General features: G+C 45.0%; 21 protein-coding genes. 8 read left to right on the top strand and 13 right to left on the bottom strand.

The features are described from left to right. Positions 1–1,476 carry a carboxylesterase/lipase family protein gene (locus M1E06_RS18330; RefSeq protein ID WP_035337094.1) on the bottom strand — a complete coding sequence of 492 codons (1,476 nt, stop codon included), beginning with the start codon at positions 1,474–1,476 and terminating at the stop codon, positions 1–3. A gap of 153 nt (positions 1,477–1,629) precedes the next feature. Here M1E06_RS18330 and M1E06_RS18335 point away from each other — a divergent pair, with 153 nt between their 5' ends. The 3 genes from M1E06_RS18335 to M1E06_RS18345 all read left to right on the top strand — a co-directional run bounded on the left by M1E06_RS18335 (position 1,630) and on the right by M1E06_RS18345 (position 3,189). After that, positions 1,630–2,394, top strand: a complete 765-nt coding sequence (locus M1E06_RS18335) for an SDR family oxidoreductase (RefSeq protein ID WP_035337097.1) — start codon at positions 1,630–1,632, stop codon at positions 2,392–2,394. An 83-nt stretch (positions 2,395–2,477) separates the two neighbouring features. Next, positions 2,478–2,840: a DUF488 domain-containing protein gene (locus tag M1E06_RS18340; protein ID WP_035337100.1), complete on the top strand. Its 363-nt coding sequence runs from the start codon at positions 2,478–2,480 to the stop codon at positions 2,838–2,840. 64 nt (positions 2,841–2,904) lie between these two features. Next, entirely contained in the window at positions 2,905–3,189 is a 285-nt protein-coding gene (locus tag M1E06_RS18345) for a hypothetical protein (protein WP_035337102.1), read from the top strand. A gap of 26 nt (positions 3,190–3,215) precedes the next feature. On the opposite strand, the gene ppsA is transcribed toward M1E06_RS18345, so the two are convergent. After that, on the bottom strand, positions 3,216–5,840 hold the full coding sequence (ppsA, locus tag M1E06_RS18350) for a phosphoenolpyruvate synthase (RefSeq protein ID WP_337819294.1): 2,625 nt from the start codon (positions 5,838–5,840) through the stop codon (positions 3,216–3,218). A gap of 15 nt (positions 5,841–5,855) precedes the next feature. Next, the gene (locus tag M1E06_RS18355) at positions 5,856–6,470 is read right to left on the bottom strand and encodes a TetR/AcrR family transcriptional regulator (RefSeq protein WP_080131258.1); all 615 of its coding nucleotides are present in this window, start codon (positions 6,468–6,470) and stop codon (positions 5,856–5,858) included. 160 nt (positions 6,471–6,630) lie between these two features. Here M1E06_RS18355 and M1E06_RS18360 point away from each other — a divergent pair, with 160 nt between their 5' ends. Both M1E06_RS18360 and M1E06_RS18365 read left to right on the top strand, forming a co-directional pair. Beyond that, positions 6,631–6,861 (top strand): hypothetical protein, encoded by a 231-nt coding sequence (locus M1E06_RS18360; protein WP_025811974.1) that lies wholly within the window; start codon positions 6,631–6,633, stop codon positions 6,859–6,861. A 48-nt stretch (positions 6,862–6,909) separates the two neighbouring features. Next, positions 6,910–7,590 (top strand): SOS response-associated peptidase, encoded by a 681-nt coding sequence (locus tag M1E06_RS18365; RefSeq protein WP_080131257.1) that lies wholly within the window; start codon positions 6,910–6,912, stop codon positions 7,588–7,590. 65 nt (positions 7,591–7,655) lie between these two features. Here M1E06_RS18365 and M1E06_RS18370 read toward each other — a convergent pair whose 3' ends face one another. Then, on the bottom strand, positions 7,656–8,117 hold the full coding sequence (locus M1E06_RS18370; protein WP_095323735.1) for a GNAT family N-acetyltransferase: 462 nt from the start codon (positions 8,115–8,117) through the stop codon (positions 7,656–7,658). A 97-nt stretch (positions 8,118–8,214) separates the two neighbouring features. Here M1E06_RS18370 and M1E06_RS18375 point away from each other — a divergent pair, with 97 nt between their 5' ends. Continuing rightward, positions 8,215–8,400: a hypothetical protein gene (locus M1E06_RS18375; RefSeq protein ID WP_095323734.1), complete on the top strand. Its 186-nt coding sequence runs from the start codon at positions 8,215–8,217 to the stop codon at positions 8,398–8,400. 107 nt (positions 8,401–8,507) lie between these two features. Here the strand turns inward: M1E06_RS18375 and M1E06_RS18380 are convergent, their stop codons facing one another. From M1E06_RS18380 to groES, 5 genes are all read right to left on the bottom strand, one after another. Then, positions 8,508–8,957, bottom strand: a complete 450-nt coding sequence (locus M1E06_RS18380; protein WP_095323733.1) for a YfmQ family protein — start codon at positions 8,955–8,957, stop codon at positions 8,508–8,510. Between the two features lie 116 nt (positions 8,958–9,073). Then, positions 9,074–9,991 carry a VanW family protein gene (locus M1E06_RS18385; protein ID WP_020450369.1) on the bottom strand — a complete coding sequence of 306 codons (918 nt, stop codon included), beginning with the start codon at positions 9,989–9,991 and terminating at the stop codon, positions 9,074–9,076. Between the two features lie 750 nt (positions 9,992–10,741). Then, a complete protein-coding gene (locus M1E06_RS18390; RefSeq protein ID WP_035338155.1) occupies positions 10,742–12,172 on the bottom strand; it encodes an IS1182 family transposase in 1,431 nt (476 codons plus the stop codon). Between the two features lie 146 nt (positions 12,173–12,318). Next, positions 12,319–13,953: a chaperonin GroEL gene (groL, locus tag M1E06_RS18395; protein WP_020450334.1), complete on the bottom strand. Its 1,635-nt coding sequence runs from the start codon at positions 13,951–13,953 to the stop codon at positions 12,319–12,321. A 44-nt stretch (positions 13,954–13,997) separates the two neighbouring features. Further along, the gene (groES, locus tag M1E06_RS18400) at positions 13,998–14,282 is read right to left on the bottom strand and encodes a co-chaperone GroES (protein ID WP_003179248.1); all 285 of its coding nucleotides are present in this window, start codon (positions 14,280–14,282) and stop codon (positions 13,998–14,000) included. A gap of 225 nt (positions 14,283–14,507) precedes the next feature. On the opposite strand from groES, the gene M1E06_RS18405 reads away from it, so the two are divergent. After that, the gene (locus M1E06_RS18405; protein ID WP_020450333.1) at positions 14,508–15,242 is read left to right on the top strand and encodes a CPBP family intramembrane glutamic endopeptidase; all 735 of its coding nucleotides are present in this window, start codon (positions 14,508–14,510) and stop codon (positions 15,240–15,242) included. Further along, complete coding sequence (locus M1E06_RS18410; protein WP_023855536.1) at positions 15,242–15,433, top strand: YdiK family protein; 192 nt, start codon at positions 15,242–15,244, stop codon at positions 15,431–15,433. Before M1E06_RS18405 ends, M1E06_RS18410 begins: the two co-directional genes overlap by 1 nt. 44 nt (positions 15,434–15,477) lie before the next feature. Here M1E06_RS18410 and tatC read toward each other — a convergent pair whose 3' ends face one another. The 4 genes from tatC to moaC are packed head-to-tail and all read right to left on the bottom strand — an operon-like array spanning position 15,478 to position 17,627. Beyond that, the gene (tatC, locus tag M1E06_RS18415; protein WP_095293002.1) at positions 15,478–16,254 is read right to left on the bottom strand and encodes a twin-arginine translocase subunit TatC; all 777 of its coding nucleotides are present in this window, start codon (positions 16,252–16,254) and stop codon (positions 15,478–15,480) included. Between the two features lie 6 nt (positions 16,255–16,260). Beyond that, positions 16,261–16,434 (bottom strand): twin-arginine translocase TatA/TatE family subunit, encoded by a 174-nt coding sequence (locus M1E06_RS18420; protein ID WP_020450330.1) that lies wholly within the window; start codon positions 16,432–16,434, stop codon positions 16,261–16,263. Between the two features lie 38 nt (positions 16,435–16,472). Then, entirely contained in the window at positions 16,473–17,117 is a 645-nt protein-coding gene (locus M1E06_RS18425; protein ID WP_035337111.1) for a redox-sensing transcriptional repressor Rex, read from the bottom strand. Positions 17,118–17,120: 3 nt separating this feature from the next. After that, complete coding sequence (gene moaC / locus M1E06_RS18430; protein ID WP_026578974.1) at positions 17,121–17,627, bottom strand: cyclic pyranopterin monophosphate synthase MoaC; 507 nt, start codon at positions 17,625–17,627, stop codon at positions 17,121–17,123. Positions 17,628–17,700: the final 73 nt, after the last annotated feature.

Consider the following 17,700-nt stretch of genomic DNA (forward strand, 5'->3'; position numbering starts at 1 on the left):
CTAAACCTGCAGGTTTGAGGCTGTCAACAGCTTCCTCTTCTCTGAATACGGGTCGTTTTCAATCGCGATCTCTTGATCAAAAATCAGCGTTTTCCGTGAATCTTCATCATAATCAGGCCAGCTGACATCATCGGTGCTCGGATTTCCGGAGCGGGCAAAAGACACCCAGGCAGCCTGGATCTGTTTAGCAAGCAGATGCGCTTCCTCCCCAGCCTTCGTACCTGTCAGCTGTTCCAAACTGTCCATATTGCCAAATACAAACGGAATCTCTAAGCCGTGCACCGCTTTGTTGAACGGCGGATGCTCCGAATCGGCATGCCAGTCAAACCGGTACATAAAGACAGATGCATGTTGTGATTGAGCCGAAGCGAACACAACGGACGGATGCCAAAAGACTAGATCTGTCATCATATCAACATGGCCTTTCAATGATCTCGGATACAGAGGCGCGGCGGCTTCAGCGGCCTCTTTTCCCATGTATTCTTCTAAAATCTCATTAATCTTCCTCTCAGGCAAAAGTTCCGAATCAGAGGCAAAAAACAAAGCGCCTTCATCGCGGTTTGTTCCGATTAATAGACCGATTCCTTTTGCCGCACCCTTCGCGACGGCGGCCTCCGGCTTCAGCGGGAGGGTTTTTTCGTCAAGTGCAGGCTGAAAGATCAATTCAAAAATATTTTCTCCCATTAAAGTACGCAGCTGATCGGCGGCTTGAAGAAGTTCTTGATCAGATACATCGCAAAGGCGCTCCAGATGATGTTGATCAATATCGAGAATCGTTAAGAATCTTTCTGTTGCGGCTTTCGCAAGCTTTTCAGACATTGTTGCGGACGCCCCGCTTTCCATAATGGCCTGTTGAAAAAGCCCCTTTGCTTTCGGCATCGCCAAGAGCGAAGCGATGCTCATCGATCCCGCCGATTCTCCAAATACCGTAATATGATGACGGTCTCCGCCAAAGAAAGCGATATTTTCTTTCACCCACTCAAGGGCCGCGATTTGATCCAAGAGGCCAAGGTTGCTTGTGTAGGAATCTTCAATTGCAGAAAGATGCAAAAAACCGAACGGACCGAGGCGATAATTGATGGTGACCACGATCACCTTTCCCTGCTTTGCGAGCTGAGTCCCGTCATAGAACGGTTCACTGCCAGCTCCGAGATAAAAAGCGCCCCCATGAATCCACACCATAACAGGCAGATCCCCATCCGCCTCTTCAGGTGCGTACACATTTAAATAAAGGCAATCCTCAGACTTTTCAACCCCCGTTGACTCACCAGGCAACCCCCTGTCAGGCTGCGGACAAACCGGACCAAATTGAAAAGCCTCCCGCTCACCTTCCCAGGCTTCCATTCGCTGCGGTTCCCGAAACCTTAACTTGCCGACGGGAGGTTTTGCGAAAGGTACGCCTTTAAAGATACGGACACCGTTTTCCGTTCTGCCTTTCAGCTTTCCAAAGCACGTTTCGACAGTCGTTTCATACATTTTATTCCACCCCTTTCAGTTTTCAATGATAATGGAATCGGACGATACCGTCTAATCGGAATACTTGCATTTTGGAAAATGAAGGGTCTAGTATAGGATCAGAAGAGATGTTCAACTTATTGTTTGAAAATTTGACGGAAAAGAGGGATTTCAATGAAACTGTCGGGACACACAGTACTGATCACAGGCGGCGCATCAGGAATCGGCTTTGCTTTTGCCGAACGATTTATGAAATCGGGAAATACGGTCATCGTCTGCGGGAGAAGGGAAAGCAAGTTGAAAGAAGCAAAGGAAAAATATCCGGAGCTGATCACGCGTATATGCGATGTAACCGATGAAACGGAACGACTGGCATTATTTGAATGGGTCAAAGAACGTCACCCTGGCGTAAACGTACTTGTGAATAATGCGGGTATACAGCAGCGCTACCACATTTTAAAAGCAGATGTCATAGACAATTGGGCTGACTACAAAAAAGAAATCACCGTCAACATGGAGGCACCGATCCACCTGGCCATGCTCTTTAGCCAATACTTTGCCAAAAAACCGGGGAAAACAGCGATCATCAATGTGACATCAGGCCTGGCGTTTACACCGATGGCGATCGCACCGATCTACTCATCGACAAAAGCCGCTCTCCATTCTTTTACGATGAGTTTAAGACATCAGCTTTCCGAGGCCGGCGTTGAGGTCATAGAGGTCGCTCCTCCCGCGGTCAATACAGATCTGGGCGGTGTCGGACTGCATGATTCCGGAGCTCCTTTGGATGAATTTGCCGATGAGATTTTTAAAGGGCTGGAAGAAGGCCGATTAGAAATCGGCTATGCCAGATCGGAAAAAGCCTTGCGGATGTCAAGAGATGAAATCGATGAAAGCGTCAGCCAAATGTACAGTTCTTTAAAACATTCCATCGAATAAAAGGAATGTTGGCATTGTCATTTCAATAGAGGTTGTTCCTTCCAGACGGCCGTTTTATCATAAAATGAGAAGGAGTGATCCAAATGCCGTTTATTCTCCAGCGCATTTATCAAGAAAACCAGCAAGCAGAAGGACGCCGCATTTTAATCGACCGTGTGTGGCCGCGCGGCATTTCAAAAGAAAAAGCGAACCTTGACTGCTGGATGAAAGAAATCGCTCCAAGTCCTGATTTAAGAAAATGGTTCGGTCATGACCCGAAAAAATTCGAATCGTTTAAAGAAGCCTATCAAAATGAAATCAAACAACAGCCTGAAAAACAGAGAAGCTTCAAGGAATTAAAAGAAATGGCTGCGGACGAAACCGTTATTCTGCTTTACGGTGCAAAGGATGAGCGCCATAACCATGCCGTCGTTCTTTATGAGATGCTGAACCGGCAAAGCCTTTGACCTTGAAACTTTTTTCAACGCTTTTCGTATGACAGATAAAGCAATATGCGAAAAGGATGGTAACATGAAAATGAACCTGTTTTGGATCGGGCTTGGTTTAGCTGCTTTAGGCTATTTTATCGGTGACGGCTTGAAAAACTTTAAAAACCCAAAAGGGAGTTATTCAGGCTATCCCTATTTAGTTAAAGAAGGCGATTTACATTATTATTTAGGTTTAAGTAAAGTAGAAACGAAAGAAATGCTGAGTAAATATCCTGACATACCTAAAATTGAATTAAATGGCACAACCTATTATCCGTATCAGCATTTGATGGATTGGATGTTGTCCGCCGACCTTTATAAACAGTAAAGCGCAGCTTGAAGCTGCGCTCACTTTTATGATTCGAGTATTTCAACATAGCCTTCCGATCCGTTAATCCTGATCTTCTGTCCGTCTTTAATTTCTTTCGTCGCATGCTCAACCCCCACCACCGCCGGAAGCCCGTATTCCCGCGCAATGACGGCGCCATGTGTCATGAGGCCGCCCACTTCCGTCACCAAACCTTTGATTGAGACAAACAGCGGTGTCCAGCTCGGATCTGTAAAAGGCGTGACAAGGATATCCCCCTCTTCGATATCGGCTTCTTCCAATTTCAGAATCACTCTTGCCCTACCTTCGATGACTCCCGATGAAACAGGAACGCCCGCCAATGCTCCCGCCGGAATGTGGTCTCCCAGAACTTCTCCCGTGATGACCTCGCCTTCTGAAGTCATCATTCGCGGAGGCGTTAATTTTTCATAATGCTGATATTCTGCTTTTCTTTCCTCGATCTTCTTCACATCGAGACGATTAGCGCAAACGGCCTCTCTCAATTCATCAAAAGACAGATAATAAATATCCTCCTTCGCTTGAATCAGCTTCTTTCGCTGCAAAATGGCGGCTTCTTTCATCAACGCTTCCTTATATATAAAATAGCGTTTGATCAGAGCATATTTGGGATATTTCCGATAACCGATAAAATTCCGCAAAACGCTGATCATCTTCTTTGTCTTTTTTGCCTTTTGTCTGCCTCCCTTTAGTTGTTGCAGACGGCTTAACAGATCCCTCTCCTTTTGCTCCGCTTCCAATCGCCCCTGTTCAAACTTGACCGTTCGCGCACCAGGTTCAAAGTTTTTGATGTTGCTCAAAATCACTGGAGCAAGAATGGAAGGGCGTTCGCTCCAGCGCGTCTTGGTCATATCGATCTCACCGGTGCAGCGCATGCCGTATTTCTCAAGGAATGCCCGCAATGCGCTGATAAAAGCGGGACCGCCGTCAAGCTGTTTGAGATCTTCGAAAAAGGTTTCATCATTGGCATGCGCTAAATATTTCTGAACCTCGGGGTATCCTCTGGCAGCATCGGAAACATCCAAAAGCGCCAATCCCATTTCAGATGTGACATTGTGCAATACCGATTGAGAAAGGGTATCGGCGACATTTCTTTCGCCAAGCCATTTCTCCATTTTTCGATTGAGCCAGTATACCGCATATAAACCAACCATAATCACAGCCATGCTCTCTGAATCATAGAGAACTTTTTTCAAGTTTTTTTGATCCTCTTCTATCTGTGCAAATAACGTTTCACCCGATGCATTTTTCAATCGCTGTTCAGCCTCATGAATGGATGCTTCCGCTTTGGACATGAGCCGGTTGACTACACCTGTGTCGTTTTTCCGGTAAATCTTCAGCGCATGACCAGGCAGCGACCATGACAGCCCCTCAGCCCCTAATCTAAACATCCGCTTCCCTTTAGGCAGGGTTTTGACAAGCTCCTTTCTTTTCAAAAAATTCACAAGAGCGCTATGCATGAAAGGATCATTTTTCCCCGCCGTGCTGAGGACGACTTTCCGACCAGCAAAAGATGCCAAATCGTGTGATAAATCAATAAAAAGCCTTCCGCCGGCACAGGTCAGCTCATAACCCGAGATCAACCCGAAAAACGATATCCCAAGCGGATTGATCGGCTCTGTCATCATTTGCTGATGCCCGACAGACATATAGACGCGCAGCTTGTCATCGCTCTGTTTCGGGAGAGGAAACAATGTCGTTACAGGCCTGCTCTGGACAAAGAAAAATTCGCCATCAGCCAGACACCATTCAATATCCTGCGGAAAACCGAAATGAGCTTCGATTCTCCTTCCCAGTGCTTCAAGCTGTATGATCTGTTCATCTGTTAATGTTTGCTTTTTCCGGCGTTCCGCTTCGACTTCGCGCGCCTCAGTGCCGCCGCTTTCCAAAGAATAGACTGCCGTCTTTTTCTCGGAAATCGTTTTTTGAACGATCTCTCCTTCGCGAACCTTGTAGTTGTCTGCCGAAACCGTACCAGATACAAGCGCCTCCCCCAAAGCAAAGCTCGCATCAATCGAGGTGACCTTCCGGTTGGATGTAACGGGATCTGCCGTAAACATAATGCCGGACGCATCCGAAAACACCATCTGCTGGATGACGACCGATAATTGAACTTTACGGTGGTCAAAACCGTTTTGAATCCGGTAGATCACGGCCCGCTCTGTAAACAATGAAGCCCAGCATTTGCTGATATGCTTCAAGATCGCCTCTATTCCTTTTATATTTAAATACGTATCTTGCTGCCCGGCGAAAGAGGCATGAGGCAAATCTTCCGCCGTAGCGCTTGATCGGACGGCATATGCACCGCCGCCAGCATTTGAGTGAGCGCTTTTAACCGCTTCTTTGATCTCTTCGGCGATTTCGGCCCTTTCAATACCATTGCGGATCTGGAGGGCGAGTTCGTTAATCTGCTCTCGATCGATCACTTTCAAAAGTGACAGCTGATCAATCAGTTCACTGACTCTGCCGTTTTCGCCGATCATCCTTTCATATGCCTTTGTGGTTACACAAAAACCAGGAGGCACTTGAATGCCGCCCATTTTCGACAACTCGCCCAAGTTCATCCCTTTCCCGCCGACAAGCGGCAAATCGGCTCGATCGACCTCATGAAAGCCCAATACATAGCGTCCCATCAGAAATCCCCCTTTTTATTCGCCTTCAATACCGAAACGAATCATATCCAAAAACCGTTTTCGTTCTTCAAGAAGACGTCTGCTCCAGGCTGGATCATAATCGTTCTCAGCCGTTACTTTCGCTAGAAACTTTTGTTCAAAATGCCCCATCATGACCATGATGAGTTCGAACGCCTCTTCACGATCGACTCCTTTCCTCAACGGAACGTTCGCAAAAAGCTGTTTTAGAATACGATTTCTAACGGCAAATTGCTCCCCATACTTTGCGGCGATTTCTTCTTTTAATTCGGAAGGCGGCGAAAAAAAGGCTTCTTTCGTGAGCTTATATACATTTGGATAATCCGCGAAAAACTCAAGCTTAGCCAAACTTATTTTTTCTTTCGCTTCAAAAAAATCATGATAAGACGACAGGTCATCAAGGGAAAGGCGCGACTTTACCTTTTCAATACAATAATCGAGCACAGTTAAGTACAGAATTTTTTTGCTTTTAAAGTGATGAAAAATCAGCGCCTTTGAAATACCGGCCGCTTCCGCCAGCATTCCGGTCGAAGTCTTTGCATAGCCGTGCCGGGCAAAAACCTCCAAACAGGCATCGAGTATTTGTTCTTTTTCATAAAGCTGTAAAGGCATTGATCATCATTCCTTTTCGTTATTGACCAATCGGTTAGTATAAATTGTAGCGCTTGCTGACCAGTCGGTCAATAAAATAAAACAAGAATAGGGTTTTAACATATGAATTTATTGGTAAAATGAAGGTGGAGCTTACAAAATATGCCGGGGTGAAAAGGCAATGCTGGTGTTGATGGTAAAGTTTATTTTGCTCTTTATTTTATGTTCCATTTCGTTTTCTTTATTTAAAGCATGTGTTTACACAGCGGGTAAAAAGCTGATTGACCGGACCGCGGAAGGATCGGCGCTCAACTGGACCTGCAGTGTATTCATCAAAAACGGTGTGGCCATGACGGGCGATGACTGTTTTGTCATGGCTGTTTCAGCGGCCTTGTTGGCCATTTATATTTAAAAAATCTATTTGCCTCAAACTTTCAAAAAACAAAAAAGGTGATCAAAGATGTGCGGCAGGTTTACGCTCTTTTCTGAATTTGATGAGATTATTGACCGTTTCGAGATTGATCAAATGACGATTGAAGATTACAGCCCCAGTTATAACATCGCGCCTTCCCAGCGCATTCTCGCCGTCATCAGCGACGGTTCCCATAACCGGTTAGGGCGGCTGCGGTGGGGATTGATTCCGCCGTGGTCAAAGGATGAGAAAATCGGTTATAAAATGATCAATGCTCGCGCTGAGACTTTGGCTGAGAAGCCGAGCTTTCGAAAGCCGCTGATCAGACAAAGGTGTCTCATTCCGGCAGACAGTTTTTATGAGTGGAAGCGGACCGATGCAAAGACAAAGCGGCCGATGAGGATCAAGCTCAAAACAAATGGACTGTTTTCGTTTGCGGGGCTTTGGGAGAAGTGGCAGCCTGCCGGCGGCAAGCCCGTCTATACATGCACAATCATTACGACAATGCCCAACGATTTAATGAAAGATATTCATGATCGCATGCCCGTCATTCTTGATCGTCAAGCTGAAAAAGAATGGCTGAATCCGAAAAATCAAGACCTTGCATACTTAGAAAGCCTTTTAAAACCATATGGGTCAAAAGAGATGGAAGCGTATGAAGTCGCGCCTCTCGTCAATTCACCGCATCATAATTCTCCTGAGCTCATCAAAAAAGCCCCTTTGCAATAAAAAGGGGCTTTTGGGCGAGGCGGCCGGTCATCACGAGAGGAGCCGCGCCCACTTGATTCAAAAAACTAATGTTTCAGAAGATAAAATTCACTGCTGAAGCCGATGCCTTCCCAAAAACGCAGCGCCGATTGATTATCGATATCAACCGATACTTGAACGTGAGACACTTGATGCCTTTCAAACCAATCCATCATACGATCTGCAACAAGCTTTCCCAGCTTGTTTCTTCGATAGACCGGGGCTATGTACACTTCATCGATGTGCCCGCTCAGACAATCGCTGACCAAATCTTTCTTAATAGAGGCCAGCCCGTATCCGACCGCTTCTTGCCTCTCATTCACGACGGCAAAAACCGCTCCGTATGCAGATTGAACATATTGTTTCAGCTGCTGCTGTATCATTTGTCTATCTTGATCATCCAATGTGCAATCAGCCGTTTCCAATGCATTATCATTCCACAAATTAATCAGTTCAGCAACAAACTCAGGCTTCAGAGGGGCATCAAGCTGTTGAATATGTATGGTCATGGCGTTTCTCCCTGTGCAAGACTTTTCATCAACCACATTTTAAATTAGAATAATATGCAATACAAGGATTTTATTGCTAAAGAAAGGTGATGGTGAAATGGACAGCCGTACAGCGCGGGAAAAAGAACCGCCGCTTGGCAAAGCATTCCATTATATCACGCTTGCCGGGATATTTCTTCTCATCATTCCATCCGGGTTCAATCCCGTTTATTTGAATGTGGGATTCATCCTGTTTGGACTGAACCTCGGTGTGCGTTCATTCGTTCTTTTGAAAAAAGAATAAAAAAGGAGAATTTATCTTTACGATCGCTGCTTGTTTATTTTTGATCGGTTACAGCGCTGTCAGGCTTTATTTCATATCATAATAAAAAAGCAGGTTTTTCCTGCTTTTTAAACCAAATCCGCCGTTTTGAGCCCCCTGCATTTTTGCAGACCGTCAGAACGCAGACAATAAGCGGCCGTCTTTTTCTTATATTGTTTAACGACGTCTATATGATCATCGTATCTGTAAACCAACAGCTTCACAGCGTTTTTCCCTCTTTTTGTTTCGATAACAAACGGTGTCCCGGCGTTTTTCGGATTTACAAAAAGCGGCTCGTCTCCCGGGTAGATGTAATACCGCTCCATAAATACGGCCTCATTAAAGTTTTGAATAAATTGACTCTTGTCAGATCCCTCTAAACGCTCTCCTCCGAACGTCACTGTAACATTCGCTTTCTCAAGCTTAACATGAACTTGAAATTTGCCGGTCAGCCACTCTACGACACCGCTCGGAAGGCAAGTGACCAATATTTTAAAAAGACTGAAGATAACCAAAAAGGTTACAAAAAGCCATGTCACTCGATCATCTCCTCTTGTCTGAATTTTAAAGATGTCCTTGATTCATCCTATCATACAGACAAAAGGATTTTATTGTACATTGTGTGAACAAGTGCAGCCCAGATGAACATTCACCTTTAGTGATCCCCGCCCTGATGCTCTTCTTTTGGGATTTCAGAAGGAGCCTTCGGAACTTTCCGCAGCTGATGATTGACCACATCAGAGGAATAAAGTGTAACAATCATCGTTCCTCCATGCCGTTTCGCCCTGATCAAGACCGGCTGGTTATATTTATTTTGAAAGCGCAAATCAGGCCCGCCCCAGCTGACCGTCGCGTCGCGCCCCGGCGGAACATAAGGGACACGCCGGCTGTGGGAATAGCGCTGGACGATTTCCAGTCCTGCCCGGTCAACCGCATTAAACAATGTTGACGAAACCTGGCAAATGCCTCCGCCAACCCCTTCAGACAATTCGCCTCTCACGATCACCGGAGCCTTCATATACCCCTTGTCCGGCGTCCTCATACCGACAACTTTGTTAAATGAAAACGTCTCATTAGGAAACACAACATGATTGTCGATCGCTTTTGCCGCGAGTGAAATGTTGTGCGTCCTGCTTTTATTCCCGGAATTAAAATACGTCACATACTGACCGATCCGCTGTGTCCGGATATGGGAAAGCAGTTCGCTGTCCACTTTCGGGTAAATGTTCAATTCAGGCACTTCTATCGTGGACGGACCATCCCCATAAAAATACGCATAAAACTGCTCTCTAACCCCCTTCCTGGAAAGGCTGTAGCCAACCTTGCCGGGAACGATCCTTCCCTGATCATTGATCACGGCGTTGACGGGATCCTTGTGTACTTTCCGCTCAAGCCTGTCAACGAACTCGGCGTATTTTTTATCATCAATCAACGGTGTCCCGGGAAGCGGCATTGTAAAATCTTCGCGGTTCACAACGGCCACTTTCTTCCCCTGCTGGGTGATCGTTAAGCTGTCAGAATGCCCCGCAGGCTGCGCTAATAATAAAAGTCCAGTCATCCAAATTTTCAGCATAAGTCGATGTACCTCCCGCTATTAGTATGAACAGGAGATGATATTTGATGTACTGGACGTATGATGCTTTCATGATGATCTATATTTTCGGATTGAAAAGGTACACTAATGGAAAGAAGCTAAAATAAGTAAAAGCATGCATTTAGCCTGTTTATTTTCATTGATTCCTTTTCTTTTTAGCCTGACTAACATTATGGTGGTGGCTATCAGGATTATCAAAAAAGTGATGCCTGAGTACAGGAACCCAACTAGCTCTATGCCATTAAATTTGTACGTCAAATAACTGCCGATAAAAAAGATTGTCCCCAGCAGGGAAAATGAATTCAATCGATTCACAATTTTTTTGACCATTTTTTTAAAACCTCCCGAAAGGAACAATGACTTCTTAGGCACTGGCCGACTGCTCATTCTTTATAAAATATATGCCCTTCTCTTTGAGAAGAGCGTACCGTTACTTGTTCAGTTGATTTTCTTTCTTTTCTTTTAAAGTGAGATTTAAAAAGAGAAGAGCCAATAAGATGAAAGCAATGTTCACCAACCAGGACTTCCAGCTGGACGCAGGGTCAGAAATTGTACCGAGCAGATGTATAATAGATGAAAATGATAAAAGCAAAAACATTAGTTTGTTGTGCGACATAATTGTTTAACCTTTCTGTTAAAAATCCAGGTTCCAATTATACCACAATGGATTAAAGTAGTAATTATATGTCATCGCAAGTTAAAATAAAAAGAGGCTCTAAAAAGAGCCTCTCAGACCGTTGACAAAATAGGTCGGATTTTTATAATCCGACCTATTTTTGTCCAATTTATTCTGTTTTTTCGATGAGAATGCTGGCGAATTGGACTTTTCCAAGTCCAATTCGCCAGCTTTTTGAGATTCATGGCAGCGAAAACAAGCATCGCCTGCATGGACAATTTTTTCTTTCCCCGCAGGGTTGTCCAGCGCAGGCCATGCTTGTGTTTTAAATCCGCAAAAACTCGTTCGATCGTTTCTTTGCGTTTGGCGTAGATTCGCCTATTCTCATCCGTGTGGCGAAGATGGTCGGCTTCATCCAAATGATCCTGCCAGAGATGCCTGTGAATCATCTTTCGATGATTTCGACTTTCCGTACATTGCTTCAGAAAAGAACAGTGTTCACATCGGTTTGGATCTGATGCATAAATCCGATAGCCTTCACGGTTGGTTGTGCGATATGTCAGAACGTGATCGTCAGGGCAAATATAAGCATCGTAATATTCATCGTATACATATTCATGTTTTCTCATGAACCCTTTTTTAGTTTGTGGTCGAGTGTAAGGCATGACGGGACGGACATTTTGATCACTTAGAAACTTTGCGATAAACGGCGTTTTATATCCGGCATCAACTGCGACTGTATGAGGCTTAGCGACGTGCTCTTTCACCTGTTGAAACAGGGTCGTGAACACTTGGCTGTCATGAATATTGGCAGGCTCAACAACCGCCCCCAGCACAAATCCATTCCGGTCACAAGCTGTATGAAAACCATAAGCAAAAAGACGTTCCCGTTCACCTTTTACAAAATAACCGCTCTCAGGATCTGTCGTACTTTCTTTTATTTCCCGTTCTTCTGAGCATTGCCTGGGCTTTAAGGGCTTTTTGCCGTTGGCTTCGCGATCGGCATTAATTTCTCGATCTAATTGTTCCTGATAAGCTCTTGTTTCTTTTCTCACAATCTTCTTCACAAACTTTTTCTTATTCGCATTGGCTTTGACATGGGTTCCATCGATAAAGGCGACCGACGGGTCGACAAGACCGAGATCCATGGCCTGACGCAAGATTTTATAGAAGATTGTTTCAAATAGGTCCGTATCATGAAAACGGCGCTCATAGTTTTTACTGAAGGTTGAAAAATGAGGGATTTTTTCAGAAAATCCATATCCAATAAACCAGCGATAAGCGACATCGGTTTCGATCCGTTTAATGGTTTCGCGCATCGAGCGGTGGCCAAACACGTACTGAATCAGAACCATTTTGATCAATACAACGGGATCAATGCTTGGGCGCCCTTTTGAAGAATAAAGGGGAGCAACTTTTTCATAAATAAAAGAAAAGTCCATGGCTTCTTCTATTTTCCTGACCAGATGGTCTTCCGGGACAAGTTCACTTAAGGCAAAGACTTCAAGCTGTTCGCGCTGATCTTTAGAGTGCTTAGACAACATGGCAAAACCTCCAAAAACTAGATTTCACTCACATTTTAACAAAAAAAGCTTGTCGATCAAGCCACTTTTTGTGGCTTTGTCGACAAGCTGAGAGGCTCTAAAAAGAGCCTCTTTTCCTTGATATATCAGCGTTTTGGACGCTGGGCTTACATCATTCCACCCATACCGCCCATGCCGCCCATGTCAGGCATTCCTGCGCCGCCTTTGTTTTCTTCAGGCTTGTCGGCAACAACTGCTTCAGTTGTCAGGAACATAGCCGCTACAGATGCTGCGTTTTGCAGAGCTGAGCGTGTTACTTTTGTAGGGTCAACGATACCTTTGTCGATCATGTTCACCCATTCGCCTGTTGCAGCGTTGTAGCCTACACCAATAGCTTCGCCTTTCAGGCGCTCAACGATGACAGATCCTTCAAGACCCGCATTGTGCGCGATTTGACGGATTGGTTCTTCAAGAGCGCGAAGAACGATGTTGATACCAGTCAGTTCGTCGCCTTCAGCTTCAAGGGCAGCTACTTTATTGTAAACATTGACAAGAGCTGTACCACCGCCGGATACGATTCCTTCTTCTACCGCAGCGCGAGTAGAGTTCAGGGCGTCTTCGATGCGAAGCTTGCGTTCTTTCAATTCTGTTTCAGTCGCAGCGCCGACTTTGATGACAGCTACGCCGCCTGCAAGCTTAGCTAGGCGCTCTTGTAATTTTTCTTTATCGAACTCAGAAGTTGTTTCTTCAACTTGAGCGCGGATTTGGTTGACGCGTGCCGCGATTTGCTCTGTATCTCCCGCACCTTCAACGATTGTTGTGTTTTCTTTTGTCACAACAACTTTAGAAGCGCGTCCCAATTGGTTGATTTGAGTTGATTTAAGGTCAAGACCTAAATCTTCTGTGATCACTTCGGCACCTGTCAGGATAGAGATGTCTTCGAGCATCGCTTTGCGGCGGTCTCCGAATCCAGGCGCTTTAACAGCCACTGCGTTGAATGTTCCGCGAAGCTTGTTGACAACCAATGTTGCAAGAGCTTCACCTTCAACGTCTTCAGCAATCAGAAGCAACGGTTTGCCTTGCTGAACAACTTGCTCAAGCACCGGCAGGATTTCTTGAATGTTTGTGATTTTTTTGTCTGTTACTAAGATGTACGGGTTCTCAAGAACCGCTTCCATCTTATCGGAATCTGTCACCATGTAAGGAGACGCATATCCGCGGTCAAACTGCATACCTTCAACCACTTCAAGCTCTGTTGTGAATCCTTTTGATTCTTCGATCGTGATGACACCGTCGTTGCCGACGCGCTCCATCGCTTCAGCGATCAGGCTTCCGACTTCTTCGTCAGCAGCGGAGATTGAAGCAACTTGTGCGATTGATTCTTTGCCTTCGATTGGTTTGGAGATTTCTTTCAGGCTTTCAACCGCTACAGCCACAGCCTGCTCGATACCTTTGCGCACGCCTACAGGGTTAGCGCCGGCAGTTACGTTTTTAAGACCTTCGCGAATCATCGCTTGAGCTAGAACTGTCGCTGTTGTTGTACCGTCACCGGCAACATCGTTTGTTTTGCTCGCAACTTCAGCAACAAGCTTTGCGCCCATGTTTTCGAACGCGTCTTCAAGCTCGATTTCTTTCGCGATGGTAACACCGTCGTTTGTGATTAATGGAGAACCGAATTTTTTCTCAAGAACGACGTTGCGTCCTTTAGGTCCCAAAGTTACCTTTACAGCATCCGCCAATGCATCTACACCGCGCAGCATTGAACGGCGGGCTTCTTCGCTAAACTTAATATCTTTTGCCATGTTATTCGAACCTCCTATATAATTGTCTCGTTTTTATTTATGACTTAGCCGATAACAGCTAAAATGTCGCTTTCACGCAAGATTAAGTAGTCAGTACCTTCATATTTCACTTCGGTACCTGCATATTTTGAGAAGATGATGCGGTCGCCTGTTTTAACTTCTAATGCAACGCGCTCTCCGCTCTCTAACACACGGCCTGAACCGGCTGCAACCACTTTACCCTCTTGTGGTTTTTCTTTTGCGGAGTCAGGAAGTACGATTCCGCTGGCAGTTTTTTCTTCAGACTCAACGAGCTCAATGACAACGCGATCACCTAATGGCTTTAACAATGAAACAACCTCCTCAATATTTTCATATGTAATTTTAGCACTCGCACTCGGTGAGTGCTAACACAATTCTTATAATAAAGAATCTCCCAGGCAATTTCAAGTGATAAGGTCAAATTTTTTTGCGCTTACATTTCTCCGCATGTCCTTATCATCCTATAATTTAAAAAGAGTGTGTTACAATAAACATAGTCTGAATTAGATTTTTAGAAAAGGAGTACATAAAGCTTGAGAAAACAATACTGGTTTATTATATTGGCATACGTTCTCATGCAATTGTCGGCCGCTGTCGGCTTGCCTCTTCTTTACTTTTTGGGAGTGGGCAAAGGACAGCCAAAGGCTGAAGCCCAGCTTACATTGACAGGCGTCTGGTCTGTCATCGCGTTTACCCTCTGTCTCGTTATCGTGCTGCTGATTTTGCGGACGGTGCCGAAGACGACGCTTCGCAACCGCCCGAAAGCATCGGTTGGAGCGTCAATCGGATGGGCGGTAGCCGGCGTTTTTCTCGCTTTGTTTTCGCAGTCAATTGCCGCTTCGATCGAAATGTACTTGTTCGGGGTCAACCCGGAATCGGAAAATACGCAGCGGATCATGGAAATCATCACCGCATTGCCGCTGATGGTGTTTGTCTCTTCTGTATTCGGACCGATTCTTGAAGAAATCATTTTCAGAAAGATCATTTTCGGTGCAATCTATGAGAAAACGAATTTTTTCATTGCCGCTTTGTTCAGTTCGGTGCTCTTCTCGGTCGTCCATTTGGATTTCAGCCATCTGCTCATTTATACAGCAATGGGATTCACATTCTCCTTTTTATATGTCAGAACCAACCGGATTATCGTGCCTATTTTCGCCCATGTCGCCATGAATACGCTCGTCGTCTTACTGCAGACATTCCGGGAGCCTATTGAAGAATATTTGAAACACGTCGAGAAAATGCAAATGATTATTGGAGGATTTCTATGATGAGAAGCCCTAAATTCTGGGGAGCGATTTATTTATTAACGGGTGTGCTGTTTACATATCTGGCGGCAACCTCGCCCGGAAGCATGTGGTCTTTTTACACGATCCTGCTGATGCTTTTCGCAGCCTATAATATCAGCATTTCCTTTAAAATGTTCGCCCTGGCCGGCAAGATGAAACGAAAAGATCAATAGCCTTTTTTGTGAAGGAAAAGAGCCATTCTGAAAAAGAATGGCTCTTATTTAGTATGGTCGTTCAAAAACGCTTGATTTTCCTCTTGAATCATTGTTTTTTGCGCCTGCCTGTAGGATATTCTTGAAATCACGATACTGATTTCATAAAGAATGAGCAATGGCACTGAGACCATTAAATGCGACAAAAGCTCAGGCGGTGTAATGAGGGCCGCGATGACGAACAACACAAAATATGCGTATTTTCTGATTTTCGCCAAAAACATCGGCGTCACGAGGCCGAGCCTTGTGATAAACATGATGACCACAGGCATCTGAAACAATAAGCCAAAAGGAAGCGTCAACTGAAGCAGAAACTGAAAATATTCGTGTATTCCGATGACCTGGTTGACATTCAGATCATCTGAGACTCTCGTCATAAAGTCCACGACAAACGGAAATAAAATAAAGTAAGAAAAGGCAATGCCGCCTAAAAAAAGAATAATCGATATCGGAATATAGCTGAGCGTCACTTTTCGTTCTTTTTCATACAGCCCCGGGCTAATGAAAGCCCACAGCTGGTATAAAACAAGCGGCGAAGTCAAGACGGCGCCGATGATGAAAGCGAACTGCACGTACACAAATAAAGGATCGGTCAGCTTGAACGCGTTGAGCGTCAGCAGCTTTGCTTCATCCGTCTGCTGCAGATAGATAATCAGCGGCTTTGCCAATAAAAAGCCTGCCACAACAAATAAAACAAAAAAGAAAAAAGTGATCACAAGCCGTCTGCGTAGTTCTGTGATATGTTCTATCAGCGACATTTCTCTTTCCTTCATAAATGTCATCCTATCCTACTGATCTTCTTTCTTTTTATCGGAATCGTCGTCAGCCAAACCTTTTGTCGCATTCTTAAACTCCCTCAGCGTGTTTCCCGCCGCTCTTCCCAGCTCGGGAAGTTTTTTCGGGCCGAATATCAAAAGCGCCACCACGACAATTAAAATAAAGCTTCCAGGACCGATTGGCATAAAGCCTGCCCCCTTTCCTTTATTTTTCGTTTTCCGTTTTACTTTTCCTGCATTGAATAATGTTTCATGAAATACACCAGCGACTGAAGTTCAACCGCCAAATCTATATGATGAATGCGAATGTGTTCCGGCACATTCAAGCGGGCCGGCGTGAAATTAAGAATGCCTTTAATGCCAAGCGCCACCAGCCTGTCTGTAATCGACTGTGCGGCTTGAGCCGGTACCGTCAAAATGGCGACGGGGATATCATCCGTCATATGCTCTTCAAGTCTATTCAGATCATAGACGGGAACACCGCCGACCTCGGTTCCGATTTTTTCCTCATTGATGTCAAACGCCATGGCGATTTTTGTATTATTATTTTTGATAAAATTGTAATGGAGAAAGGCTGTCCCCAAATTCCCCACGCCAATGAGCGTTACGTTCGTCATTTCATCCTGATCAAGCGTCTTTCTGAAAAAGGACAGCAAATAATTGACATTGTAGCCGTATCCTTTTTTTCCGAGCGCGCCGAAGTACGAGAAGTCCCTGCGGATGGTCGCAGAATCGACTTTGACGGCATCGCTCAGCTCAGCGGAAGATACACGCTGTTTTCCGGATGCATGAAGGTTTTTTAAAAAACGATAATATAATGGCAACCGTTTCGCTGTCGCTTGCGGAATTTTTGAATGATCCATGTTCATAAACTAATCCTCCATGTCTACATCAGCTTTTTCCCTTTTATAGTCACCGTTTTTCCCGCCTGTCTTTTCGAGAAGAAAGGTCGGTCCTATCACCATTCCCTTATCCGCCGCTTTGCACATGTCATATACGGTCAGCGCACATACGGAGGCCGAAGTTAACGCTTCCATTTCCACACCTGTGCTCCCTTTGGTCTTCACTTTAGATTGAATATGCAGGATGCTCTTCTGTTCTTTCTCCTCCCAGCGAAAGGCGATGTCGACTCCTTTCAGAGCGATCGGATGGCACATCGGGATGATGGCGGATGTCTGTTTTGCGGCCATGATTCCGGCCACTTGCGCCACCGCCAATACATCGCCCTTTCCGATTTCCCGGTTTTTGATTTTTTCATGTACTGTTCGATTCATAGACACGCTTGAAACAGCCGCAGCTGTGCGTACTGAAGCTTCCTTTTCGCTTATATCAACCATCTTGGCTCTGCCTTGTTCATTAAAATGTGTAAACTCATTCATGTTCTGAACTCTCCTTATAACGATCATACACTATTTTTTTCATTCTGTCTTTTTCTTTGGCTAAAATCTTCCA

Source organism: Bacillus sp. AK124 (assembly GCF_053903085.1).